This is a genomic window from Nodosilinea sp. FACHB-141, assembly GCF_014696135.1.
Classification (GTDB): Bacteria; Cyanobacteriota; Cyanobacteriia; order Phormidesmidales; family Phormidesmidaceae; genus Nodosilinea.
The window spans coordinates 44,532-63,668 of sequence record NZ_JACJPP010000004.1 but is presented as its reverse complement, the minus strand read 5'-3'; the positions used below and the strand labels follow the sequence as shown (position 1 = coordinate 63,668).

Here is a 19,137-nt window from a genome sequence, read left to right as displayed (position 1 = left end):
TTAAGAACCCGCTCAATAGTTTACTAACTTGTTACTTCTGATACATCAGAAATAGCTGGATTCTTTTTGGCCACAGAGAAGAGGTAACTGTCCAGATTTGGAATACCATCATGTGGCATCGTTTCTCTGTAGTGTTGGCTGCTGTTTTAGTTGGTGGCGTGGGTGGCTTGAGCTATGTGGCGCTGTCTCCGCAGACGGCTGCTGCTCCGTTAGCTCCCGTTGAGGCTGCTGAGGTTAACGCAGATACGGTTGCTAGCAGCTACGTTCAAGGTAAAAAACGGTCGGGCAGTGGGCGACGGCAGATGCGCGGCAGCTAAGGTTCTTCTTCCTGAATAGCTCGGAGCTTTTCTAGTTGATATTTGGCGTCGTCAAAGCAGCCCAGGCGGCTGACGTCGAGACAGGCGCTAGCCACGGTTTCTAAATCGGCGATCGCGCTCTCAATATCCCCCAGCTCCGCATGGAGCAACCCCCGGTCGTAATGGGCAAAGGGATGATCGGGATTGAGCTGAATCGTTTGATTGAAATCGGCCATGGCTCCGGTGTAGTCGCCCAGATCTTGGCGCGTCAAACCGCGATTGTAGTAAGGCTCCGGGCTGCCTGCATTGATTTGAATTGCGATCGTAAAGTCTTGAATCGCCCCCTGAAAATCGTTGAGTCGCCGCTTGACTAGCCCTCGGTTTTCGTAGGCCAGGCTGTTGTTAGGGCGCAGGTTGACGGCCTCGGTGCAGTCGTTGAGAGCAGCGGCGTGGTCTGCCAAATTGGAAAGCGATAGGCACCGATTGAGGTAGGCATCGGCCTTGCTTTCCGGATCCTTGGCCAGGTTAATGGCGGCGGTGTAGTCCTGCAGGGCTCCTTCCTCATCCCCCAGCTCGGCTCGAGCGTTTCCCCGGTTGATGTGGGCATCAACATAAGTGGTTTCGCGCTCTAGGGCATCGCCGTAGTCTGCGATCGCCCCCTGCAAATCTCCCAGGTGAAAGCGCAGGTTGCCCCGCTGAAAGTACCAGGTGGCCGTGTCGGGGTCGTTCTGAATGGCGTTGGTTAAGTCTTGCAGGGCCTCCTCCGACTGCCCGTTCTCCCACAGCAGAGTAGAGCGCTGGGCCAGGGCCTTGCCGTGGTCGGGCTTTAAATCTATAGCTTGGTTGAGGTAGTTGAGCGAGTCATTCTTTTGCCCTACCTGCTTGGCGGCCTCGGCCTGCTGCAGTAAGCCATTGACCGTCATGCGTTGGGGAATGCGCAGCAAAAACACTCCCGCCACCGTCAGCAGGGCGATCGCGATCCCAGCGCCTAGCCAAACCTTGGGGCGATGGCTAAGGCGGGCGGAACGGGGAGCTGTGGGCGGCATCGACGCTGACCGTTCTGAATCCATGGCGCCGTTCTCCGGGGGCGGGGGGCTAGTGGGCTCGGCTGCAGCCGCCGGGGCAGCGGGGCCCACTCGCTCGGCCAGGTCCAGCAAAACGTCCTTAGCCTGGTGATACTGCGTCTCGGGCTGGGGCGACACCATCTTGGTCAGAATGTCTTTGAGGGGGTTGCCCAGGGTTGAGCACTCGTCGAGTTGGAGCTTGATCTGGGCTAAGAAATCATCCTGGTTGAGGCGAGGGATAGCCTCGTTAGAGAGGCCCGTAGCCATTTGCATGGCAATCATGCCTAGGGCAAAGTGGTCGGTAGCAAAGCGGGTGTACTGGCGGTGTTTGACCTGGGGCAAGTAGGCTGACTCGGCGGTGAGAGTTGCGGAGTTGCCGTTGTCCAAGCTCGGTTCTGGAGTGCCCGCATCCTGAATCAGGCCAAAATCTACCAGCACTAGGTGACCGCGATCGCGGTGCCGAATCAGGTTGTTGGGGTGCAGGTTCTGGTGGGCAATGCCGTGGCGTTGGATCAGGTCTAAAATTTCCAGGCTCTCGACTAAAAAGCGCAGTACCTCGGCCTCTGATCTGGGTTTGCCCTCAGCCAGTTCAGCCATGAGGGAATGGCCTGCAACATAGTCGCGCACCCAGTAAAAGTCTTGCCCCTCCTGGACTGTAGAGAGGTTTTTGGCGATCGCCTCGTGATCGCCCATGCGCTTGAGCAGGTTAACCCGCTTGGCCAGCAAATCGTTGAGAAATTTTAGGGTAATGGTGTTGTGAGAGGGCAGCTGCAAATGCTTAACAATGCACTTTGCCTTTGCCGGATCGCCATGATCGGTCATCAGGTAGGTCTTGGTGTAGGCCTTAGTACTGACAACTCGAATGAACTGAAACCGTCCATCGATCAGTCTTTTCACAACCATTAGTTTTTGCTGAGGTAAATGCACCGGCTAGGGCGTTGCCCGCAACCCTAGGCCGTGGGTCATGCGTTAGCGTGCTGCCCGATCTCATCGGTGCTCTGAAGTGGACGCCTCAGAGAGCTTAAACCCCTATTTAAGGGCCAGCGGCTATCCCAAAAAGATAAGACAAGATATAGCGTCGATTTCAGGAAGAAAGCAGTGCGGGCTAATCTACCCCACAGCTGAAACTCAATCAGCGGATGGCTAAGATAATAAGGCGACCCATCAGCAGCAATACTACTATGTACTGTGTGATTTATGACGGTAACTGTAACCTCTGCGTCAGTCTAGTGCAGCTGCTGGAGTCGCTCGATCAGGGCACCCAGTTTCAGTACGTGCCCATGCAGGACGAGGCCACTCTAGCTCGCTACGGCATTACTTCTCAAGACTGCGAAGCCGGCATGATTGTGATTGATAAGCAGGCCCCTGAGCGCCGCTGGCAGGGCAGTGATGCCGCCGAAGAAATTGGCCGGCTGCTGCCTTTGAGCAACCCCTTTATCCAAGCCTATCGAGCGCTGCCTGGAGCCAAGGCGGTGGGCGACTCAATCTATGCCGTGGTGCGCGATCGCCGCTACGAGCTGTTTGGTAAACGCCAGGCGCGCTACGACTCGGTTTATCCCCTTTGCGACGGAGATGGGTGTATCTACAGATGAGGGGTTCGACCCCCCACGGTTACCTTGGATACATAAAGGCAGTGGCTCACACGGAATTGGGCGTGCTGCTCCCTCGTTGTTGACCCAAGGATGACCACTATGAGCCTGCGATCGCAACTTGCCCTAGCTACCCTCAGCATTTTGGCCACCGCTGCCCTAGCCGCCACCGCCGCAGACGCCCGCCCTGGACAAGGGCAAGGGCAGCGTCCTCAGCCCAACGTATCTGCAGTGCAAGAGGTGGTACCCCAGGTAGAATCCCCCGCCGTTACGGTAGAAACCTCCGAGGTCACGCTCGAAACTGTCGAGTCCGTTCTCGTCGAACCGCTTGAAGGTGAGACCCCTGAGTCTGAGACTGCTGTAGTCACCACCACCGCAGAAGATCAAAATTTACCTCCGGGTCTGCAACGCCAGGTCGATAGCGATCGCGGCCTGCCCCGCGGCCTTCAACGCCAGGCTGATAGTGACCGTGGCCTACCTCCCGGTCTGCAACGCAGCCGCTAAATCAAGACTGATAGGAACCGGGTGCCTGTTGAGTTGTCCAACGCCTGAATGGACGGTTCTCAGGCACCCGGTTCCTTTTGGGGCCTATTTCTACGGCAGCTGCCCCTACTCAGGGTTCACCCTTACCCGAGCAAACTTGAGGCCGCTGACTCCCTGGAGCGGTTCTACCGTGCCCTGCTCAATGTCGCCTGCCACAATGCCCTCGCGGTGGAGGTAGCGCAGGTAGCGCTCATACTCCTGCCACTCTTCGCTAGTCGAATAGACCACCGTCAGCATGCCGGGCTGGGTAATGCGATCGCCCTTTTCCGCATCGCGGGCCTTGTCAATGCGTTTTTTGACAATTTCGTAGCGGGTGTCGCGGGTGCCCCGCACATCAAACAGGCGCTCAGTCGATTCGTCGTGGACGATATCCACCGTGTAGCCCTGCACCAGCACCAGGTGAGTGATAGTCATGTCGGTGTCGTAGGCGGCTTTGAGCAAAAACCCCTTGCGAGCGCAGTCGCACACCGCCCGCAGCTGCTCGTAGCGCAGCGACTTCAGCTGAAACTCGGTGAAGTTGGGGTCGATGGCCCGACCGGTGTAGATCATGTGGTCAATGCCGTCGGTGGCCTCCAGATCGCAGTAGTGGGGGGTAATCGCCTGCATCGACTGCTGCCACTGGGTCCAGGTATCGCGCAGCAGCCCGTTGATGTGGCCAATGGTTTCGTCATACAGGGCGCGGGCGGCATAGACGCAGCCATGGTTGGGGTCGATGGCGGCTTTGTACTGAGCGATCGCGGCCTCGGCCTCGGGGCTGTGTTGGGCAAAGTAGGCAAAATGCACCTCCACTTCCCCTTGCAGATAGCGCAGCAACGTCACTTCAGAATCGACCGTTACCCCTTTCTCTAGCCAGGCAATGTGGTCGGCCAGATCGAGGGCCAGCTGCCCCACCAGAGCATTGTTGACGGCCCGGCCCGCCGCTTCCACTACGGCCAGGGCGAGGCGAAACTGGGTTAGCAGATCTTTTTGAATCGTCCGGTTGCGCTCGTCAGACGAGCCGCGAATATCAGAGATGCCGTAGAGCGGATAGACATTCTCAAAGACAATCTGGGCGGGGGGCAGCCCCAGGCTCAGGCGCTCGGCCTCTTGCTCAAACCGCCACCGCACCGAGGGGTGAATGTTGGTGAAGCGGTCTTGCACACTGTGGCGCATAGCCGCCGTCAGCGCTGGAATCAGCGTTGTGGCGCGACTGCAATCGGCCTGGTCAAAGGCGTAGGGTCTGGGACTGGTGAGACCGACGAGACCCACCATCTGGGCCGTGCTGTCGCCCAGTCGAGCGGTGCGCATCACTAACGGGATCAGCAGCAGCGATCGCACCCCCTGATTTAGCATCGCGGCCTCGCAGGCCGTAGTGCAGTCGAGGCTAAGGTCGGACACGTTGACCACCTCACGGCGATCGGTTGCCCGCAAAAAGACTGATCCCTGCAACTCTGCGATCGCGTAGTTGGCAGTCTGCCACTCGGGTTGATTGAGCTGGGTAAAGAGCTGGGCCTGGCTATTCTCGGCGCTCAGCAAAAAGCTGTCGGTAGCGCTAAACAGCTGCTTCATCAACTCGTTAGCCTGCTCAAAGCGGCGGGTTCCCAGCACTGACTCGTGACCCACCAGCAGTTCAATCAGCGCCTTGGAGGTCTCCTGCTCGGTGACGTCGATGCCCTCGATTAAAATCTGGCCGCTAGCGCTGTACTGGCCCGGCTTAAGGGCCGCAATCAGCTGTCTAAAGGCGGGTTCTTGGCTGAGCAGCTGAGTAGTTACCTGCTCGCGGCTGGGGGCCACAGGCCAGCAGTCTGCTAGGCAAGCCTGAAGCTCGGGGGCGATCGCCGTTATCTGCAAGCCCCCCGTTGCCGTGCGCAGCCGGAGCTCAATCTGGCGGGTTTCGCCGGTTTCAGAGTCGGCCAGCGACACCACCAGCGGCTCGTCGAGCAGCCGCTGTGAAACTAAGTCGTCTGACCCATAGGCATAGCGCAGCACCGCATTTAAGAAATGCCGTCGAAACTGCTCCCGTAGCCCCTTTTGATCCGCTGCTGAGAGCCGGTCAAAAAAGCTGAGGTCGAGGTGCCTCCCCTCAGAACAAATGCCCGACAGCCGGCAAAAGTATCGGTTGGCAAACAGCACCGGATAGGCTGGGGTGGGGGTGCCGATCGCCGTAGCTACATCCACCACCGCCATGGCAAAGTGGCTGTAGTTCTGAATCAGCTCTAGCCAGGGCAAGGTTGGTTGAGCCATCATTTGATCAGGGGTCTCACCCTCCTGGCCGCATTCATCGCGATCGCCCAGACTATATGAGATATCTATCAGTAGTCCCCCCTCAGGGGCAGCTATTCGATCAGTATCGATGCAGCGAGACGATTCGTTTGCCATAGTTGCTCTTGATGTACCCTTCAAAAGTCTTACAAAGCAACCCAGGAGAATTCCGCAGCAGCCCTGACATCTTTGCGGAATCCTAGGAGTTTTTAGAGATGGGATAAACCCTACCCTTGTGGCGCAACACCAGCCTAGTATTTGTGTCAGCTCACCTGGGCTGAGTTTTCCGTTTATGTTTATGGTACCCAATCGCGGTGCGTCATTCCCAGCTGGGCTAGCTGCGCTCCTGGTTAGGGCCTTCACCCCTTAGAATAGAATTTCCGCCCCAGGATTATTCTCTTCGTTAAACCATGTTTGAAGCCCTGTCCGATCGCCTTGAGTCTGCCTGGAAAAGCCTGCGTGGTCAGGACAAAATCAGCGAGTCCAACATCGACAGCGCCCTGCGCGAGGTGCGCCGCGCCCTGCTAGAGGCCGATGTCAACCTCCAGGTGATCAAAGACTTTATCGCCCAGGTCAAAGAAAACGCCTTGGGCATTGAGGTGGTCAAAGGGGTAAGCCCCGACCAGCAGTTCATCAAAGTGGTGAACGACGAACTCATCCGGCTCATGGGCGACACCAACGCCCCTCTGGCCGACTCCCCGACCAAGCCCACCGTGGTGCTGATGGCAGGCCTTCAGGGTACGGGTAAAACCACTGCCACTGCCAAGCTAGCCCTGCACCTGCGCAAAGAAAATCGCAGTACCCTGCTGGTGGCCACCGACGTCTATCGCCCTGCGGCGATCGATCAGCTGGTTACCCTCGGCAAGCAGATCGACGTGCCCGTGTTTGAGCTGGGCACCGATGCCAACCCAGTGGATATCGCTCGCCAGGGCATTGAGAAAGCCAAAGCCGATGGCGTTGACACCGTCATTGTCGACACCGCAGGTCGTTTGCAGATCGACCCCAAAATGATGGCCGAACTGGCCGACATCAAAACGGCCATTCAGCCCGACGAAGTGCTGCTGGTGGTCGACGCCATGACCGGCCAGGAAGCTGCCAACCTCACCCGCACCTTTCACGACGAGATCGGCATTACTGGGGCCATTCTCACTAAAATGGACGGCGATGCCCGCGGTGGTGCGGCCCTGTCGGTGCGGCAAATTTCGGGCCAGCCGATCAAGTTCATTGGTGTGGGCGAAAAGGTAGAGGCTCTGCAACCCTTCTACCCCGATCGCATGGCCTCCCGCATTCTCGGCATGGGTGACGTGCTCACCCTGGTCGAAAAAGCTCAGGAAGCTGTTGATATCGCCGATGCCGAAAAGCTGACGCAGAAAATTCTCGAAGCCGAGTTTGACTTCGACGACTTTCTCAAGCAGATGCGCTTTATGAAGAGCATGGGCTCGCTGGGCGGCATTATGAAGCTAATCCCAGGTATGGGCAAGCAGATTACTGGAGACATGCTGGAACAGGGTGAGGCTCAGCTCAAGCGCTGCGAAGCCATGATCAATTCCATGACCACCCAGGAGCGCAAGCAGCCCAACTTGCTCTCTAGCTCCCCCAGCCGCCGCCGCCGCATTGCTAAAGGCTCGGGCCATCAAGAAAAAGACGTGGGCAAGCTGGTCAGCGACTTCACCAAAATGCGCACCATGATGCAGCAGATGGGTCGGGGCGGCGGCTTCCCTGGTATGGGCGGTATGCCAGGCATGGGTGGCGGTATGCCGGGTATGGGCGGCGGTATGCCGGGGCTACCGGGCATGGGCGGTGGACCTCAGCCAGGATTCCGTGCCCCCAGCAACAAGAAGCAAAAAGCTCAGAAGAAAAAGAAGGGCTTTGGCCAGCTTTAGGCTGGTAGGGGGTCTGCGATCGCCGCCACAAATACAGATCTAGCCCATCCACCACCCCAGGTATTGGGGTGTAGATGGGCTAGATGTTAGATCAATAGATCGTTTCGTACTCCCCATTTTCAGCGATGTGGAGCTTCCAGTATTCTTCAGCGATCAGGTCGCTGCTGTACTTGGGGTCATTGCCGTTGACTGTGCCGCAGATGGTGACAGTACCGACTTTAATTGGCGAATCCTTCAGCGCAGCGTGGAGCGTGCTGGCCAGCACCCGAATGCCCGCTTTGCCTAGGGAAAGAGAAACAAAGTTGGGGTCGGGGTAGAGGGCGAACCCGCCGCCCGTGAACAGCAGCGTGCCTTTTTGCTCAGCCTCCATAGCGGGGAGGATGGCCTGGACGCAGGCGATCGCCCCCGCTACATTGGCTTTAAAGTCGTTGACCAAGGTGTCGTAGCTGGTTTGCAACACGCTTTCCATGCGGGGCACGGCGGCGTTGTAGATTAGTACCTCTGGCGTGCCCAACTGTGTTTGAATCGCGGCAAAAGCAGCGGTCAGCGCGGCATCATCCCCTGCGTCAGCTAAGAAATAGTGGGCGGTAATGCCTTCGGTTTCTAAGGTGGCTTGGTAGCCTTTCAGCTTGGCTTCGTTGCGGGCGACCATGGCGATCGCAAAACCTTCGCTAGCAAACTTGCGGGCGATCGCCATGCCGTTGCCTTCACCCATACCTACAATGACGCACAACTTTGCCATAACTTTTCTCCTGGTTGGGTGGGTAACTAAAGCTGGGGATAGAGCCAACTAGCTAGTAACTTGGTCAGTCTAGGCATGACCACATAGGTCATTAGCGCCGTTGTAATAAACACTAAAATTAGTAACTGCACCAGCGGAGGAAATGGTGCTAACCAGGCTTTAGGCAGCAACACCAGCACCTGGTTGATGGCAAAAATAGCCACTCCAGAAACCAGAACCATCTTGTAACGGGCGGGAGGCTTCACGCCTGGTTTCGCAGGTAGCGTAAACCAGGTTTCTAGGCCAGTAATAATTGAAAATGTGCCATCATCAACTGTGAGTTTTTTGGCTACGCTTAAAAACTTTTGGCGAGCGGTGGAGTTTTCCCAATGCTTCAAGTTTTCTAGCCGATCAAACTTGAAAATGATGCGATATTCCGACGGATTTTGTTCATTAGGTCGAAAGACCGAGGAGCCTAAATAACCTTCAAAGGTGCTGGCGGTGCCGATGATTTTCTCTAATAAAGTCTCAAACTCACGGTCTTTGCCGGGTCTGACGCTTTGCATTACATCCACTGTTACGGGAGGGTCACTAATCATGGTGTAGCTTCCAATTGGGATGCGCGCCGGTAACGCCTACCTCAAGCCGCACGATTTGGGCCGGCTCAACGCCTCCCGGTGGCGGTAAAAACATGCCCCCATTGTTGACAACGTACAAATCTGTGCCGTGAAAGGCTACAGCGGTGCAGCCAGTGACCCCCTGCTCAGACTGAGCGATAACTGTCGTTTGGCCATCGGGCTTGATGCGCAGCACGCTGTTGTAGACATGGGTTGCCCCATAGAGATTGCCGTAGGTATCAAAGGCAAAGTCATCAATGTTAGTGCCCGACACAAAAAGCTCGGGCTCTTGGGGTGCCAAATTATGGCTTAGAGGAATGCGCAGCAGCAGCTTTTGCTGCGTGTTAGATACGTATAAATTGTTTCCAAATCGCTTCAACCCGTTGGCGGCTGGGAAGGGATCGCTGCTGTCGCTACGGGCCAATAGCGGGTGCTCTAGCCAAATTTTAACGGCCTTAGTTGCTAATTCAAAGAGCCAAATTGCTCCTCGGTAGGAGTCGGCCATGAGGTATAAGTCGGGGGCAATGGCGGTGATGCCATTGAGAAAAGCCGCATCGGGGACAGTTTGCAGCGACTCAACTGTTCCCTGGGTTAGCGTTGCAATAAATGGCACACCCTCTGCAGTCCACCCGTTGACCAAAAGGTTGTCTGACCCGGTGATAACAATGCCCGTGACTTTGCCGTCAAGCTTGGCATATTGAGTGAGGTTGTGATGGGTGTCGAGCCTAAAAATTTCTCCAGCTTCGTGGCTAGTGACAAAGATATCGCCATTGGGGGCGATCGCCAGGTTTTCTAAAAATGTATTAACTGGAAAAGTCGCTAGAGATTGGGCTGGAACTAGCTCAACGGGTGTGTTGGCATAGAGATCTGGAAGGGCCATAGCTATAACGCAGAACGGAATACAGTCCGGGCATCAGATATCGTTGGGTTATGTTGGCGCATAACCAACAAATAGTCATGTATTCTATCCGACAAAGTTGAGCGGTTTTTAATTTAGGTAACTGCTATCCTCATAGAAAATGCCGTGGCATTCTTTAAACAGTTAGTTCAAAATTAAAGGCGCTAACACAGGAGCCATCAGCATTTCAAACTCTAAGTTTGTAGCGCTGACAATGTTTTCCACAATCTTGCCGTTGAGAATGCGCATGACGTGGGTTTCGTGAAAGGTAATGACGCGATCGCTCTTGGGAATGCCAAAATAGTCTTTCACATGCTGCTGAAATGACTTAAAGCGCACCATAACGCGATCGCCTGCCGCAAAACTGTCTTCAATAGTCAGTGGTTCCACATCGGGAAAGGCCGCGTAGAAATCAGAAAACACCTGTGTGTATTCTTCAATACCATTGATGGGGCCGCTGGGCTTCAAGCCAGTAGTCACCTGCACGTTTTCATCGAGCAGTTCCGCTGCGATGCTCAGATTGCCTTTCCCCAAAAATTGAGTGACAAATCGATGGGCAATTGCCAAATTTTGGGATTCTATATCACTCATGGTTTACTTTCTTTACGCCTTAAGCCCACGATAGAGGTAGGGCTAAAATAAATCAAATTGATAATTTAGATGTAATCCATCAACGAAAATGATTGAGCTAGGGGCTATCGACCTCAACCTGCTGGTGGCTTTTGAGGCGCTATATGATTCGAAAAGCGTTACAGCAGCGGCTCAACGCCTTCATGTAGGGCAACCTGCTATGAGCGCAAGCCTAGGCAGATTGCGATCGCTTTTTAATGACAACCTGTTCGTGCGGGTAGGGCGAGAAATGCGGCCTACCGCGAAGGCGAAGGCGATCGCCCCCCAGATCACTGCCGCCCTAGATACCATTCGAGCCACTTTAGCAGAACCGCAATCCTTCACCCCGCTCAGTTCGCAACGGGTGTTTACCCTCGCTACATCTGACTATTTTGCCAGCTTGATTTTGCCAAAAATGCTAGTCGCATTTAAGCAACAAGCACCGCACATTGACTTACGCTTGATTACCGTTGAAAAAGAGTCATTTGTAGAGTTGATTGAAGGTGAAATCATCGACTTGGCATTAGGGACTTTTGTGGATTTGCCCAGCCATGTTCTTGAAGAAAACCTGCTGATAGAGCGATTCCTTGGAGTCTGTCGATTAAATCATCCCGCCCTTGAAAATGACAAAGTTAGCCTAGATAAATTTGTTGCATTTCCCCACGCTCTCTTTACGTTGCGGCGGGATGCCGTCGGTATTGTTGACCAAATTCTGTCTGAGCAAGGTCTACAACGGCGCGTTGCGCTGACAGTGCCCTACTGGTTGGCATTACCAACGGCGATCGCTACTTCTGATCTCCTTGCAGCCATTCCTTCCTGCCTAAAACAGCACTTTCTCCAGTACTATCCCCTACAGGTCTTTGAACTACCCCTTGATGTGCCTCACTGGGTAATCTCGATGGCCTGGAGCAAACTCAGCGATCGCGATGCAGCCAATCTGTGGCTGCGGCAAACCATTCGAGACGTCTGTCAAAACATTGAGCTTGAATTGTATGGATCAAGGCATGCAAGTGGCGCTTAAAGAAGCGGTTGAACAAACGCTGGTTCAGGCTCAAATGCCGGGGGCGGCGATCGCCATTTGTATAGAAGGCAAGCCCTCGCTCGCTATGGGCGTAGGGCATCAAGACCTGAGCCAGACGATACCGCTCTCCACCGACGCCAGCTTCTATATCTACAGCGTGACTAAATCGCTCATTGCGGCGGCGGTTCTGCGTCAAGTTAGCGCAGGATGCCTCGGTCTGGACACACCCATTCAAGATTATTGGTCAGATTTTCCAGTTGCAACGCCCATTACCCTGCGTCAGATTCTCAGCCATAGCAGCGGCTTGCCCGATTACGGCGGTCTGCCGGCTTACAACGAAGCGGTAAAAACAACCCCCAGTGCTCCCTGGTCGCCCGAGGCCTTTCTTGAGGTGGCCTCTAATCGAGGATTGCTGTTTGACCCTGGCCAAGGCTGGTCCTATTCCAACATTGGCTATTTAGCGCTCAAGCTGTTGCTAGAGAAGGTCACCGAGCAATCTATGCAGGGCTATTTAGACGAGCTATTCTTTGTGCCCTTGGGCTTGAAGCGTACATTTGTCGCCGCTTCGCTAGACGATGTCACGGGTCTGACACCAGGCTATACGTCAATATTTGGCGACGAGCTTGAGGATATGTCGCAGCGGTACCATCCCGGTTGGGTTTCCCATGGGGTGGTGGTGTCTACGGCGGCAGAGCTGGCCACGATGATGCATGCTCTAATCACAGGTCATATTCTCGACCTCACGCTGGTAGAGCAGATGGCTCAGCCGATTCACAGCTTGGGGTCGCACCCACCCCTGCAAAATGTGGGCTGCGGGCTAGGACTGTTTGTGGATACCGCATCGCCCTATGGTCGAGTCGCGGGGCACAACGGTGGCGGGCCAGGCTACTCGATCGCAGCTTTTCACTTTTCGGCCCTAGCCGGTCGCTCCGCCACCATCGCTGCCGCCACCAATAAAGAAGGCGATAACGTGGGTGTAGATGTGGTCTACGCCCTGGCCCGCGTTCTAGCCCAAGCGTGACCCATTGCTACAAATCGTGCGCCGCTGGGAATTCGTTTGCCTAGGTGGGCAAGCTAACGCTGTGAACTCTAGGTCAGCCCTCGGATAGCTTATGAGCATCAAACGCGCCCCCCGCCGAAGTTTTCCTAAGATCAGCACGATGCCGCGCCCGGCCACTGAGGCCGCCCAGTATCTCGATATGTACAAGCTCACCGTCGAGAAGACGCGCCTTGAGCAGGAGCTAGAGTACATTGACGGTCGCCGTCAGCAGCTATGCGATCGCCTCGCTGAGATTGAGCAGGCAACCGCAGGGCTCGACGCCAAAGCCACCACTCTGCGCCAGCCCACCCAGCCTGCTGCTGCCCCCAGGCCCCAAGGGCTAAACTTTGCCCCTAGCACCAACGTGTATTTGCCCGAACGCAACAGCCGCCAGGCTCCGCAAGACTACAACACGCTGATGTTGGATTATTAGAGGGTGTAAGGGTTCAAGGTTTTGGGTATAAGGTCCCTCTTCGGCTCTGTACCTTGCACCGTGAACCCTGCACCCAAGCTCGCTAAAATGGGGCTATGAAGCAAGTTTTGCTGCTCCTCATCCATGGCTATCGACGGCTGCTGTCGCCGCTGTTTCCGCCCACTTGTCGGTTTAACCCGACCTGCTCTCAGTACGCGCTGACGGCGATCGAGCGGTTTGGCCCGGCGAAGGGGAGCTGGCTAGCGGCTCGACGGATTACGCGCTGTCACCCCTTTCATCCCGGCGGCTACGACCCGGTTCCTGAAGAGCCCGCCGCTGAATCGGATATCGCTCAAAAGTAGACGAGCAGGTTTGAGCGGGCCCAATGACGCGACTGGGGTTTAGTCCTCATGTGCCACAGAATCAGAAGGCGTTGAGCCCCGCTCTAGCCACTGCTGAAAGATTGCTTTGAACCGTTCTGCAATCGGGGCGTTGAGCCCTTTGCGAAGCAGATCGGGGTGGCGATCCCTGTCATGCCACAGGTCAGATAGTTCTGTCAGGGTCGGAAAGCCGGGGGAAGCATACTCCATGGTGACTGGATCGTTTACCTGTAGATCGCCGGTTGATAACACTCGGGTGTAGGCTCCCGGTCGCCGGGCCTGGATAAACTGCTGGACGAAAGTGGCGTCACTCATCCGGGCTGCGAGGGTGGAGCATGGAATGCGCGGGAAGGTGACTTCAAGCAAGACGGCGTTGATCGCGATGCGATCGCCAGCCCGGAGTGGTTGAGGCCCAAAGCTTGAGAGTGTGAGGTTTTCACCAAAAGTACCAAAGGGAATCGGGCGCTGTAGCTTAGCCTCCCACCAAGCGTAGTCTTCGGCGCTGTAGAGATAAACGGCCTGGTCTATGCCCCCGTGGTGAGCGGTATCGGCTATCGTATCTCCTACCAACCCTTGGGTACTGACGTGAACCTGCCCTGCGATCGGTGTCTTAAAAATGCCTGTGGTAGCGACCCGTTGCCCAATGGTTATAGTTTCGGGTCGACCGCTGTTGATAGATAAAATCTGCATCGGTACTACGCTACTGAGGGCTGGGCAGCAATAAGGTCTAGGGTAGCTCCATTCTTCTGAGCAGGGTGCATCCAAGCAGCGATGCACCACTGGACAATTTTTTAATGCAGGAAATGCCGTATGCCGGTCATGGCCATAATCAGGCCCAGCTCGTTGGCCGCTTTGATCGAGTCGTCGTCGCGGCGGCTGCCGCCGGGCTGCACCACAGCGCGAATGCCCGCAGCGGCGGCGGTGCGAACCGAGTCGTCGAAGGGAAAGAAGCCATCGCTGGCTAGCACCGCGCCCTGGGCTTTTGCACCGGCCTGGGCTAGGGCGATGCTGACAGAGCCGACGCGGTTCATCTGCCCAGCTCCAATGCCAAGGGTTTGCTGCTGGTGGGTGACCACGATCGCATTCGATTTCACATGCTTCACCACCCGCCAAGCAAACAGCATTTCGGCCAGCTCGGCCTCGGTGGGCTTGGCCTCCGTAACAATCTGCCAGGTAGCGGGGTCGTCGCGGTAGGTGTCGGGAGCCTGGAGCAAGAAGCCGCCTGCGATCGCATTCACCACCTGGGTTGGCCCGGTCAGTAGATCCTCTAGCACCAGCACTCGCAGGTTTTGCTTTTTGGCGAGGATGTCTTGGGCGGCGCGATCGCACCCCGGAGCCACAATGCACTCTAAAAACGTACCCGTCAGCTGCTCGGCGGTGTCGGCATCGATGGGGCGATTGAGCACCACAATGCCGCCAAAGGCCGAGACATCGTCGGCATCGTAGGCGCGGCGGTAGGCGCTAGCTAGCGTATCGCCCATCCCCACACCGCAGGGGTTGGTGTGCTTGAGCACGGCGGCGGCGGGGCGATCGCTGGGGAACTCGGCAATAATCCGCCGCGCTGCCTCGAGATCTACCAGATTGTTGTAGCTCAGCTCTTTGCCCTGGAGCTGCTCGGCCCCAGCCCACCCAGTGGGAGTGGAACCCGTGCGATACCAGGCAGCGGTCTGGTGAGGATTCTCGCCGTAGCGCAATGTCGCCTGCTGGCGACCCGTCATGGCCCACTGCTGAGGTAGGGTATCTGGTTCGCTAGTGGATGCGGTGAGGTAGGTAGCGATCGCCTGGTCGTAGCTGGCCGTGTGCCAAAACGCCGCCCGCGCACACTCTTGGCGAAACTCTAGCGGCACCTGGCCATCGCTAGCGCGTAGCGCCTCCAGATAAGGCTCATACTGCTCGGCACTGCATAGCACGGTCAGGTGGGCGTGGTTTTTGGCGGCCGCCCGCAGCATGGCTGGCCCGCCGATGTCGATATTCTCGATCGCATCGGCCATGGTCACGCCTTCTTTTGCGATCGTCTGCTCAAAAGGGTAGAGGTTCACCACCACCAGATCCAGCGGACGAATGCCGTTGTCAGCCAAATCCTTTTGGTCTTCGGCCAGGTCTTGCCGCGCCAAAATGCCGCCGTGGATTTTGGGGTGCAGCGTCTTGACCCGTCCGCCAAGGATTTCGGGTGAGCCGGTGTAGTCAGAGACTTTGGTGACGGGGAGGCCTGCCGCTGCGATCGCCTTCGCCGTACCGCCGCTGCTGACTAGGTTAAAGCCAAACTCTTCTACCAAAGTTTTGGCTAATTCCACCAGCCCGGTTTTATCCGATACGCTCAACAGTGCCAGGCGCGCCATAGCTCTCCATCCTCGATTTTGCAGACCCCTACTATACCGAAAAAGCCTACCCGCCCCTATGCCGCCCCCATCTTCCTCACCTCCCTCACTTCCCCGTCTCCCCCACCCCCTCCTATGGCACCATAGCAATGCTCCTCTCACCGCAGGATGGCACTCCATTGCTTAGCTCAAACCTCGGTGGGCCACTACTATGGGCATCAATGATCACTCAAGAGCCCACGCTCAACACCTCACGGCTGCGGCTGCGGCTTGGCAAACCCAGCGACATTGCCGAGATTTTGCGCTACTACCACGACAACAGCGACTATCTACAACCCTTTGAGCCCCAGCGGCCAGACGACTTTTACACCCCAGACTTCTGGCGAAATGTGCTGAATGCCCGCCGCAACGATTTCTACGCCGGTCAGGCGGTGAAGCTGTTTATCTTTTCTCGCACTGAGCCGAGCCAAGTGATGGGCACCATCAATCTCAACACCATCATTCGCGGCGCGTTTCAGGGGGCTACCTTGGGCTATGGTCTCTCTGCCGAGCATCAGGGCCAGGGCTATATGACCGAGGCTGGCAAAGCGATCGTTGCTTACGCCTTTGACAATCTCAATCTGCACCGGGTGATGGCCAACTATATGCCCCACAACCACCGCAGCGCCAGCGTGCTCAAGCGATTGGGCTTTCAGATCGAGGGCATTGCCCGCGACTACCTATTTATCAACGGCCAGTGGCAAGACCACGTGATGACCAGCTTGATCAACCCCAAATGGCAGATGCCAGAGCCTTAAACCTCTAGTGTTATCGATGCCACTATTGTATTTATCAGAAATGCATTACGCATTTTGAGGTATCGATTGGCCAAGGTCAGCCGCGCCCTGCAATGCTATATCACTCGCTAACAGCCTCACTCTGCCGCCAAAAACGCCAGATAGTCGCTAGTAAGTTCTTTCACCGCGGCCTCATAGAGCTGCTGCCCATGCTCGGGAGTAGCCAGCGCCGGGTTTGAGCCCATGCGGCCATCGGGGTAGCGCAGGCGAAAGTCCGTCGGGCTGTAGATCGCGTGGCCCGACGGAGCCACCTGCGGCTCCAGTGGTGCCTGCTTAATGAAATCGGGGTAAGCGTACTGAGTTAGGGCCACCTCGCTGGGTGTAGCGTGGGAGCCTTCTTGGTCGCCATAGAGTTCCTTCGCCAGGGTGTAGACCGATCGCGCCATAAACCAGTTGGCCGTCTTGCAGCGCACCCGCTCGGCATTAGGAATTTGCTCATGGGCTAGGGCAGTGTAGGCTTCAGCAAAGGCCGCCTTGAGGGTGGCAATATTGCCGCCGTGGCCGTTGACAAAAAAGAACCGAGTAAAGCCGTGGCGCACCAGGGGCGTAAGGTAGTCCAAAATGACGGCAATGAGCGTGCTGGGGCGCAGGGTCATAGAGCCGGGAAAGGCCGTGTGATGCAGCGCCATACCGACATTGATGGTGGGGCCAACCAGGGCGTTGGCGGCTTCTCCTACACCCTTGGCCACCACCTCGGCGCAGATGGCGTCCGTGCCAATCAGGCCAGTAGGGCCGTGCTGCTCCGTAGAGCCAATCGGCAAAATAATGCCCGACGATTGAGTCAGGTAGGCCTCAACTTCGGGCCAGGTGCAGAGGTGCAGCAGCATAGGGCAAGACCGAGAATAGGGCTAATTTCTCACTATAGCGCTCGGCCCCAGCCCCCTGTGGGCAAGCGAACGTAAGGCTTGTTACACTACAGTCTTCGCTTCACTGATATGAGAAGAATGAATGCCTCGGGGAATGTTAAGGTACAGAACCAGGATTAGCTACGACCCGTAGCTGCTGGTCATCTACCCAAACTGCTGATGCGTAGTTTAGCCAGAGCGAGTGCACAACCACGTGGCAAAGCAAGGCCTATGATGTAGGGCAACCTCGTTTCAGCTGGGTGAACGCTCCCCTCCGCTAGTGAAGCGATATGAGCGTTGATGTTACCTGTGAAGGAGCCGCGATTATGCTACACCGCAAGATCTATCAACTCTGTTGTGATGGTCAAGATGTGTGGATTTTTCTCCGGGATCAACAGCGTTGGATTGAGCGGGCGAAGATTTTAGACATTGAAGGCGATCTGGTCACCTTTCGCTACGAAACTGAGGAAGAAGACGAGATTTGCTCTTGGGAAGAAATGGTGCGCCTAGAGAGCATCGGCGCAGTCACCAAGCGCCTCGCCGCCGTCCCCCGAGGCGATGTCGAGATTAATGTCTCTGAAGATTGCCCAGAGACTGAGCAACTGAGTGACCCCTACCCAGAGTCAAACGCTGACTAGAGCCGCCATTGTTTGAAATTCTTAGGAGGATGACTGGGCAAAGGCCTAGTCATCCTCTTTTTGTAGCGAGAAATAAGCCGTGTCAGTATGCTTTAGTGCGTATTTCACCGTTGAACTTCCGAGTGAACCGCCTGAAAGGGTTAAGCAGGCTGTCGCCTTTGCCTAATTTGCTGGCCCGCTTGGGTCTGAGAACGTGTTGATATAGCCGTTTCCGGTGTAAACGCCGGGTGGCCTCGGGGCGGAAAAGGGAGCAGGTTCTGGTTGAAGAGTGGAGCTAGGGACATTGCTTGGCACACCAGACGTAGGCTGCGCCGTTACCTCCGCAGAGGGCGTGGCGGCTGGAGCCCCAAGGTTTAAGTTGAGCGCAGCTGGCGCTACTGGAGCCGCTGGGGCGACTGCTGCTGGGCTAGGCGCTAGCGTTGGCGGCAATGTATAACCTGTTGTCCCCGGCGGTGGCGACATCTGCGGGGTCGTGCGAATAAACCGCTGATCTACTCCAGGCAGGCTGCCTTCGACCATCCAGGGCGAGGGCGTGAGATTGTCGGTAGGGGCAGCTTCAGCTACCGGATTGCGCTCCTCAGATGCTGTCTCAGCGGCAGGAGCGGTGTCGGCACGGCGCTGATTAAGTGCTTGTTGCAAGGCGCTGGGTTGTGGTGCGCCCTCGCCAGACGCTGTCGGATCGGCTGACGAAGGGTCAAGCGATCGGGCGGTATCCAGATTGGCTTCGCCGCCGCTGGCTGAGGGGCTAAACCGAAAGCGGCTGCGCTCTAAATAGTTGGCAAAGGGGCTAGTGGGGGCCTGCTGCTCCTCTGTAGCGGTGGGCAGCGCCAGGGCATCGGTGTTGGGCGATCGCGCCTCCTCCCCCTCTAAAGCCGTAGCTGTAGTGGGCTGAATCTGGTCGAGTAACACGGCCAGATTGTCGATTTCGGCCAGGTCGGCCAAATCGTCGTTAGATAAGTTGCCCACGTTGGTGCTGGGGTCAACGGCGGCGCTGTCAACGGCGGGGTTGTACTGACTGCGCCACTCGGGGTTGCGCAAGTACTGGGGTACGGCCACGGCTAGCAGACCCAGCAGGCCAAGACCGCCCCACACAGTAGGGCGATTGAGCGATCGCCCCAAGGATTGCAGGCGTACCAAGCGATAGCGTAGTGCGGGGGGTAAGGTCATGGGTTAGCCCACGCAGACAG

General features: G+C 56.5%; 20 protein-coding genes. 10 read left to right on the top strand and 10 right to left on the bottom strand.

Annotation, left to right across the window (positions count from 1 at the left end; genetic code table 11):
* Positions 1 to 110: 110 nt before the first annotated feature.
* Positions 111 to 317 carry a hypothetical protein gene (locus H6F59_RS01625; RefSeq protein ID WP_190515143.1) on the top strand — a complete coding sequence of 69 codons (207 nt, stop codon included), beginning with the start codon at positions 111 to 113 and terminating at the stop codon, positions 315 to 317.
* Here the strand turns inward: H6F59_RS01625 and H6F59_RS01620 are convergent.
* Positions 314 to 2,263, bottom strand: a complete 1,950-nt coding sequence (locus tag H6F59_RS01620) for a tetratricopeptide repeat protein (RefSeq protein WP_190694604.1) — start codon at positions 2,261 to 2,263, stop codon at positions 314 to 316. The two genes, H6F59_RS01625 and H6F59_RS01620, sit on opposite strands and share 4 nt — an antisense overlap.
* A gap of 278 nt (positions 2,264 to 2,541) precedes the next feature.
* On the opposite strand from H6F59_RS01620, the gene H6F59_RS01615 reads away from it, so the two are divergent.
* Positions 2,542 to 2,952: a thiol-disulfide oxidoreductase DCC family protein gene (locus tag H6F59_RS01615; RefSeq protein ID WP_190694602.1), complete on the top strand. Its 411-nt coding sequence runs from the start codon at positions 2,542 to 2,544 to the stop codon at positions 2,950 to 2,952.
* A 90-nt stretch (positions 2,953 to 3,042) separates the two neighbouring features.
* A complete protein-coding gene (locus tag H6F59_RS01610; RefSeq protein WP_190694600.1) occupies positions 3,043 to 3,453 on the top strand; it encodes a hypothetical protein in 411 nt (136 codons plus the stop codon).
* A 105-nt stretch (positions 3,454 to 3,558) separates the two neighbouring features.
* Here H6F59_RS01610 and H6F59_RS01605 read toward each other — a convergent pair whose 3' ends face one another.
* The gene (locus tag H6F59_RS01605; protein ID WP_242021208.1) at positions 3,559 to 5,850 is read right to left on the bottom strand and encodes a GAF domain-containing protein; all 2,292 of its coding nucleotides are present in this window, start codon (positions 5,848 to 5,850) and stop codon (positions 3,559 to 3,561) included.
* A 293-nt stretch (positions 5,851 to 6,143) separates the two neighbouring features.
* Here H6F59_RS01605 and ffh point away from each other — a divergent pair, with 293 nt between their 5' ends.
* Positions 6,144 to 7,616, top strand: a complete 1,473-nt coding sequence (ffh, locus tag H6F59_RS01600; RefSeq protein ID WP_190694598.1) for a signal recognition particle protein — start codon at positions 6,144 to 6,146, stop codon at positions 7,614 to 7,616.
* 91 nt (positions 7,617 to 7,707) lie between these two features.
* Here ffh and H6F59_RS01595 read toward each other — a convergent pair whose 3' ends face one another.
* The 4 genes from H6F59_RS01595 to H6F59_RS01580 all read right to left on the bottom strand — a co-directional run bounded on the left by H6F59_RS01595 (position 7,708) and on the right by H6F59_RS01580 (position 10,443).
* A complete protein-coding gene (locus H6F59_RS01595; protein ID WP_190694596.1) occupies positions 7,708 to 8,358 on the bottom strand; it encodes an SDR family NAD(P)-dependent oxidoreductase in 651 nt (216 codons plus the stop codon).
* 26 nt (positions 8,359 to 8,384) lie between these two features.
* The gene (locus H6F59_RS01590; RefSeq protein WP_190694593.1) at positions 8,385 to 8,936 is read right to left on the bottom strand and encodes an antibiotic biosynthesis monooxygenase; all 552 of its coding nucleotides are present in this window, start codon (positions 8,934 to 8,936) and stop codon (positions 8,385 to 8,387) included.
* Positions 8,929 to 9,834 (bottom strand): SMP-30/gluconolactonase/LRE family protein, encoded by a 906-nt coding sequence (locus H6F59_RS01585; protein ID WP_190694591.1) that lies wholly within the window; start codon positions 9,832 to 9,834, stop codon positions 8,929 to 8,931. Before H6F59_RS01585 ends, H6F59_RS01590 begins: the two co-directional genes overlap by 8 nt.
* 162 nt (positions 9,835 to 9,996) lie before the next feature.
* Entirely contained in the window at positions 9,997 to 10,443 is a 447-nt protein-coding gene (locus H6F59_RS01580) for an ester cyclase (protein WP_190694590.1), read from the bottom strand.
* 88 nt (positions 10,444 to 10,531) lie between these two features.
* Here H6F59_RS01580 and H6F59_RS01575 point away from each other — a divergent pair, with 88 nt between their 5' ends.
* The 4 genes from H6F59_RS01575 (at position 10,532) to yidD (ending at position 13,295) form a co-directional block, all read left to right on the top strand.
* The gene (locus H6F59_RS01575) at positions 10,532 to 11,482 is read left to right on the top strand and encodes a LysR family transcriptional regulator (protein WP_190694586.1); all 951 of its coding nucleotides are present in this window, start codon (positions 10,532 to 10,534) and stop codon (positions 11,480 to 11,482) included.
* Positions 11,454 to 12,503 carry a serine hydrolase gene (locus H6F59_RS01570; protein ID WP_190694584.1) on the top strand — a complete coding sequence of 350 codons (1,050 nt, stop codon included), beginning with the start codon at positions 11,454 to 11,456 and terminating at the stop codon, positions 12,501 to 12,503. Before H6F59_RS01575 ends, H6F59_RS01570 begins: the two co-directional genes overlap by 29 nt.
* 91 nt (positions 12,504 to 12,594) lie before the next feature.
* On the top strand, positions 12,595 to 12,954 hold the full coding sequence (locus H6F59_RS01565) for a hypothetical protein (protein ID WP_190515120.1): 360 nt from the start codon (positions 12,595 to 12,597) through the stop codon (positions 12,952 to 12,954).
* 95 nt (positions 12,955 to 13,049) lie between these two features.
* A complete protein-coding gene (gene yidD, locus H6F59_RS01560; protein WP_190515117.1) occupies positions 13,050 to 13,295 on the top strand; it encodes a membrane protein insertion efficiency factor YidD in 246 nt (81 codons plus the stop codon).
* Positions 13,296 to 13,334: 39 nt separating this feature from the next.
* On the opposite strand, the gene H6F59_RS01555 is transcribed toward yidD, so the two are convergent.
* Both H6F59_RS01555 and purH read right to left on the bottom strand, forming a co-directional pair.
* Complete coding sequence (locus H6F59_RS01555; protein ID WP_190694582.1) at positions 13,335 to 14,003, bottom strand: MOSC domain-containing protein; 669 nt, start codon at positions 14,001 to 14,003, stop codon at positions 13,335 to 13,337.
* 101 nt (positions 14,004 to 14,104) lie between these two features.
* Positions 14,105 to 15,652: a bifunctional phosphoribosylaminoimidazolecarboxamide formyltransferase/IMP cyclohydrolase gene (gene purH, locus H6F59_RS01550; RefSeq protein ID WP_190694580.1), complete on the bottom strand. Its 1,548-nt coding sequence runs from the start codon at positions 15,650 to 15,652 to the stop codon at positions 14,105 to 14,107.
* A 200-nt stretch (positions 15,653 to 15,852) separates the two neighbouring features.
* Between purH and H6F59_RS01545 the strand changes: the two genes are divergently transcribed.
* Positions 15,853 to 16,428 carry a GNAT family N-acetyltransferase gene (locus tag H6F59_RS01545; protein WP_190694578.1) on the top strand — a complete coding sequence of 192 codons (576 nt, stop codon included), beginning with the start codon at positions 15,853 to 15,855 and terminating at the stop codon, positions 16,426 to 16,428.
* 116 nt (positions 16,429 to 16,544) lie between these two features.
* Here H6F59_RS01545 and H6F59_RS01540 read toward each other — a convergent pair whose 3' ends face one another.
* Complete coding sequence (locus H6F59_RS01540) at positions 16,545 to 17,294, bottom strand: creatininase family protein (protein ID WP_190694576.1); 750 nt, start codon at positions 17,292 to 17,294, stop codon at positions 16,545 to 16,547.
* A gap of 344 nt (positions 17,295 to 17,638) precedes the next feature.
* Here H6F59_RS01540 and H6F59_RS01535 point away from each other — a divergent pair, with 344 nt between their 5' ends.
* Positions 17,639 to 17,950, top strand: a complete 312-nt coding sequence (locus H6F59_RS01535) for a DUF6679 family protein (protein WP_190515103.1) — start codon at positions 17,639 to 17,641, stop codon at positions 17,948 to 17,950.
* Between the two features lie 162 nt (positions 17,951 to 18,112).
* On the opposite strand, the gene H6F59_RS01530 is transcribed toward H6F59_RS01535, so the two are convergent.
* Positions 18,113 to 19,117 (bottom strand): hypothetical protein, encoded by a 1,005-nt coding sequence (locus tag H6F59_RS01530; RefSeq protein WP_190694574.1) that lies wholly within the window; start codon positions 19,115 to 19,117, stop codon positions 18,113 to 18,115.
* Positions 19,118 to 19,137 lie beyond the last annotated feature (20 nt).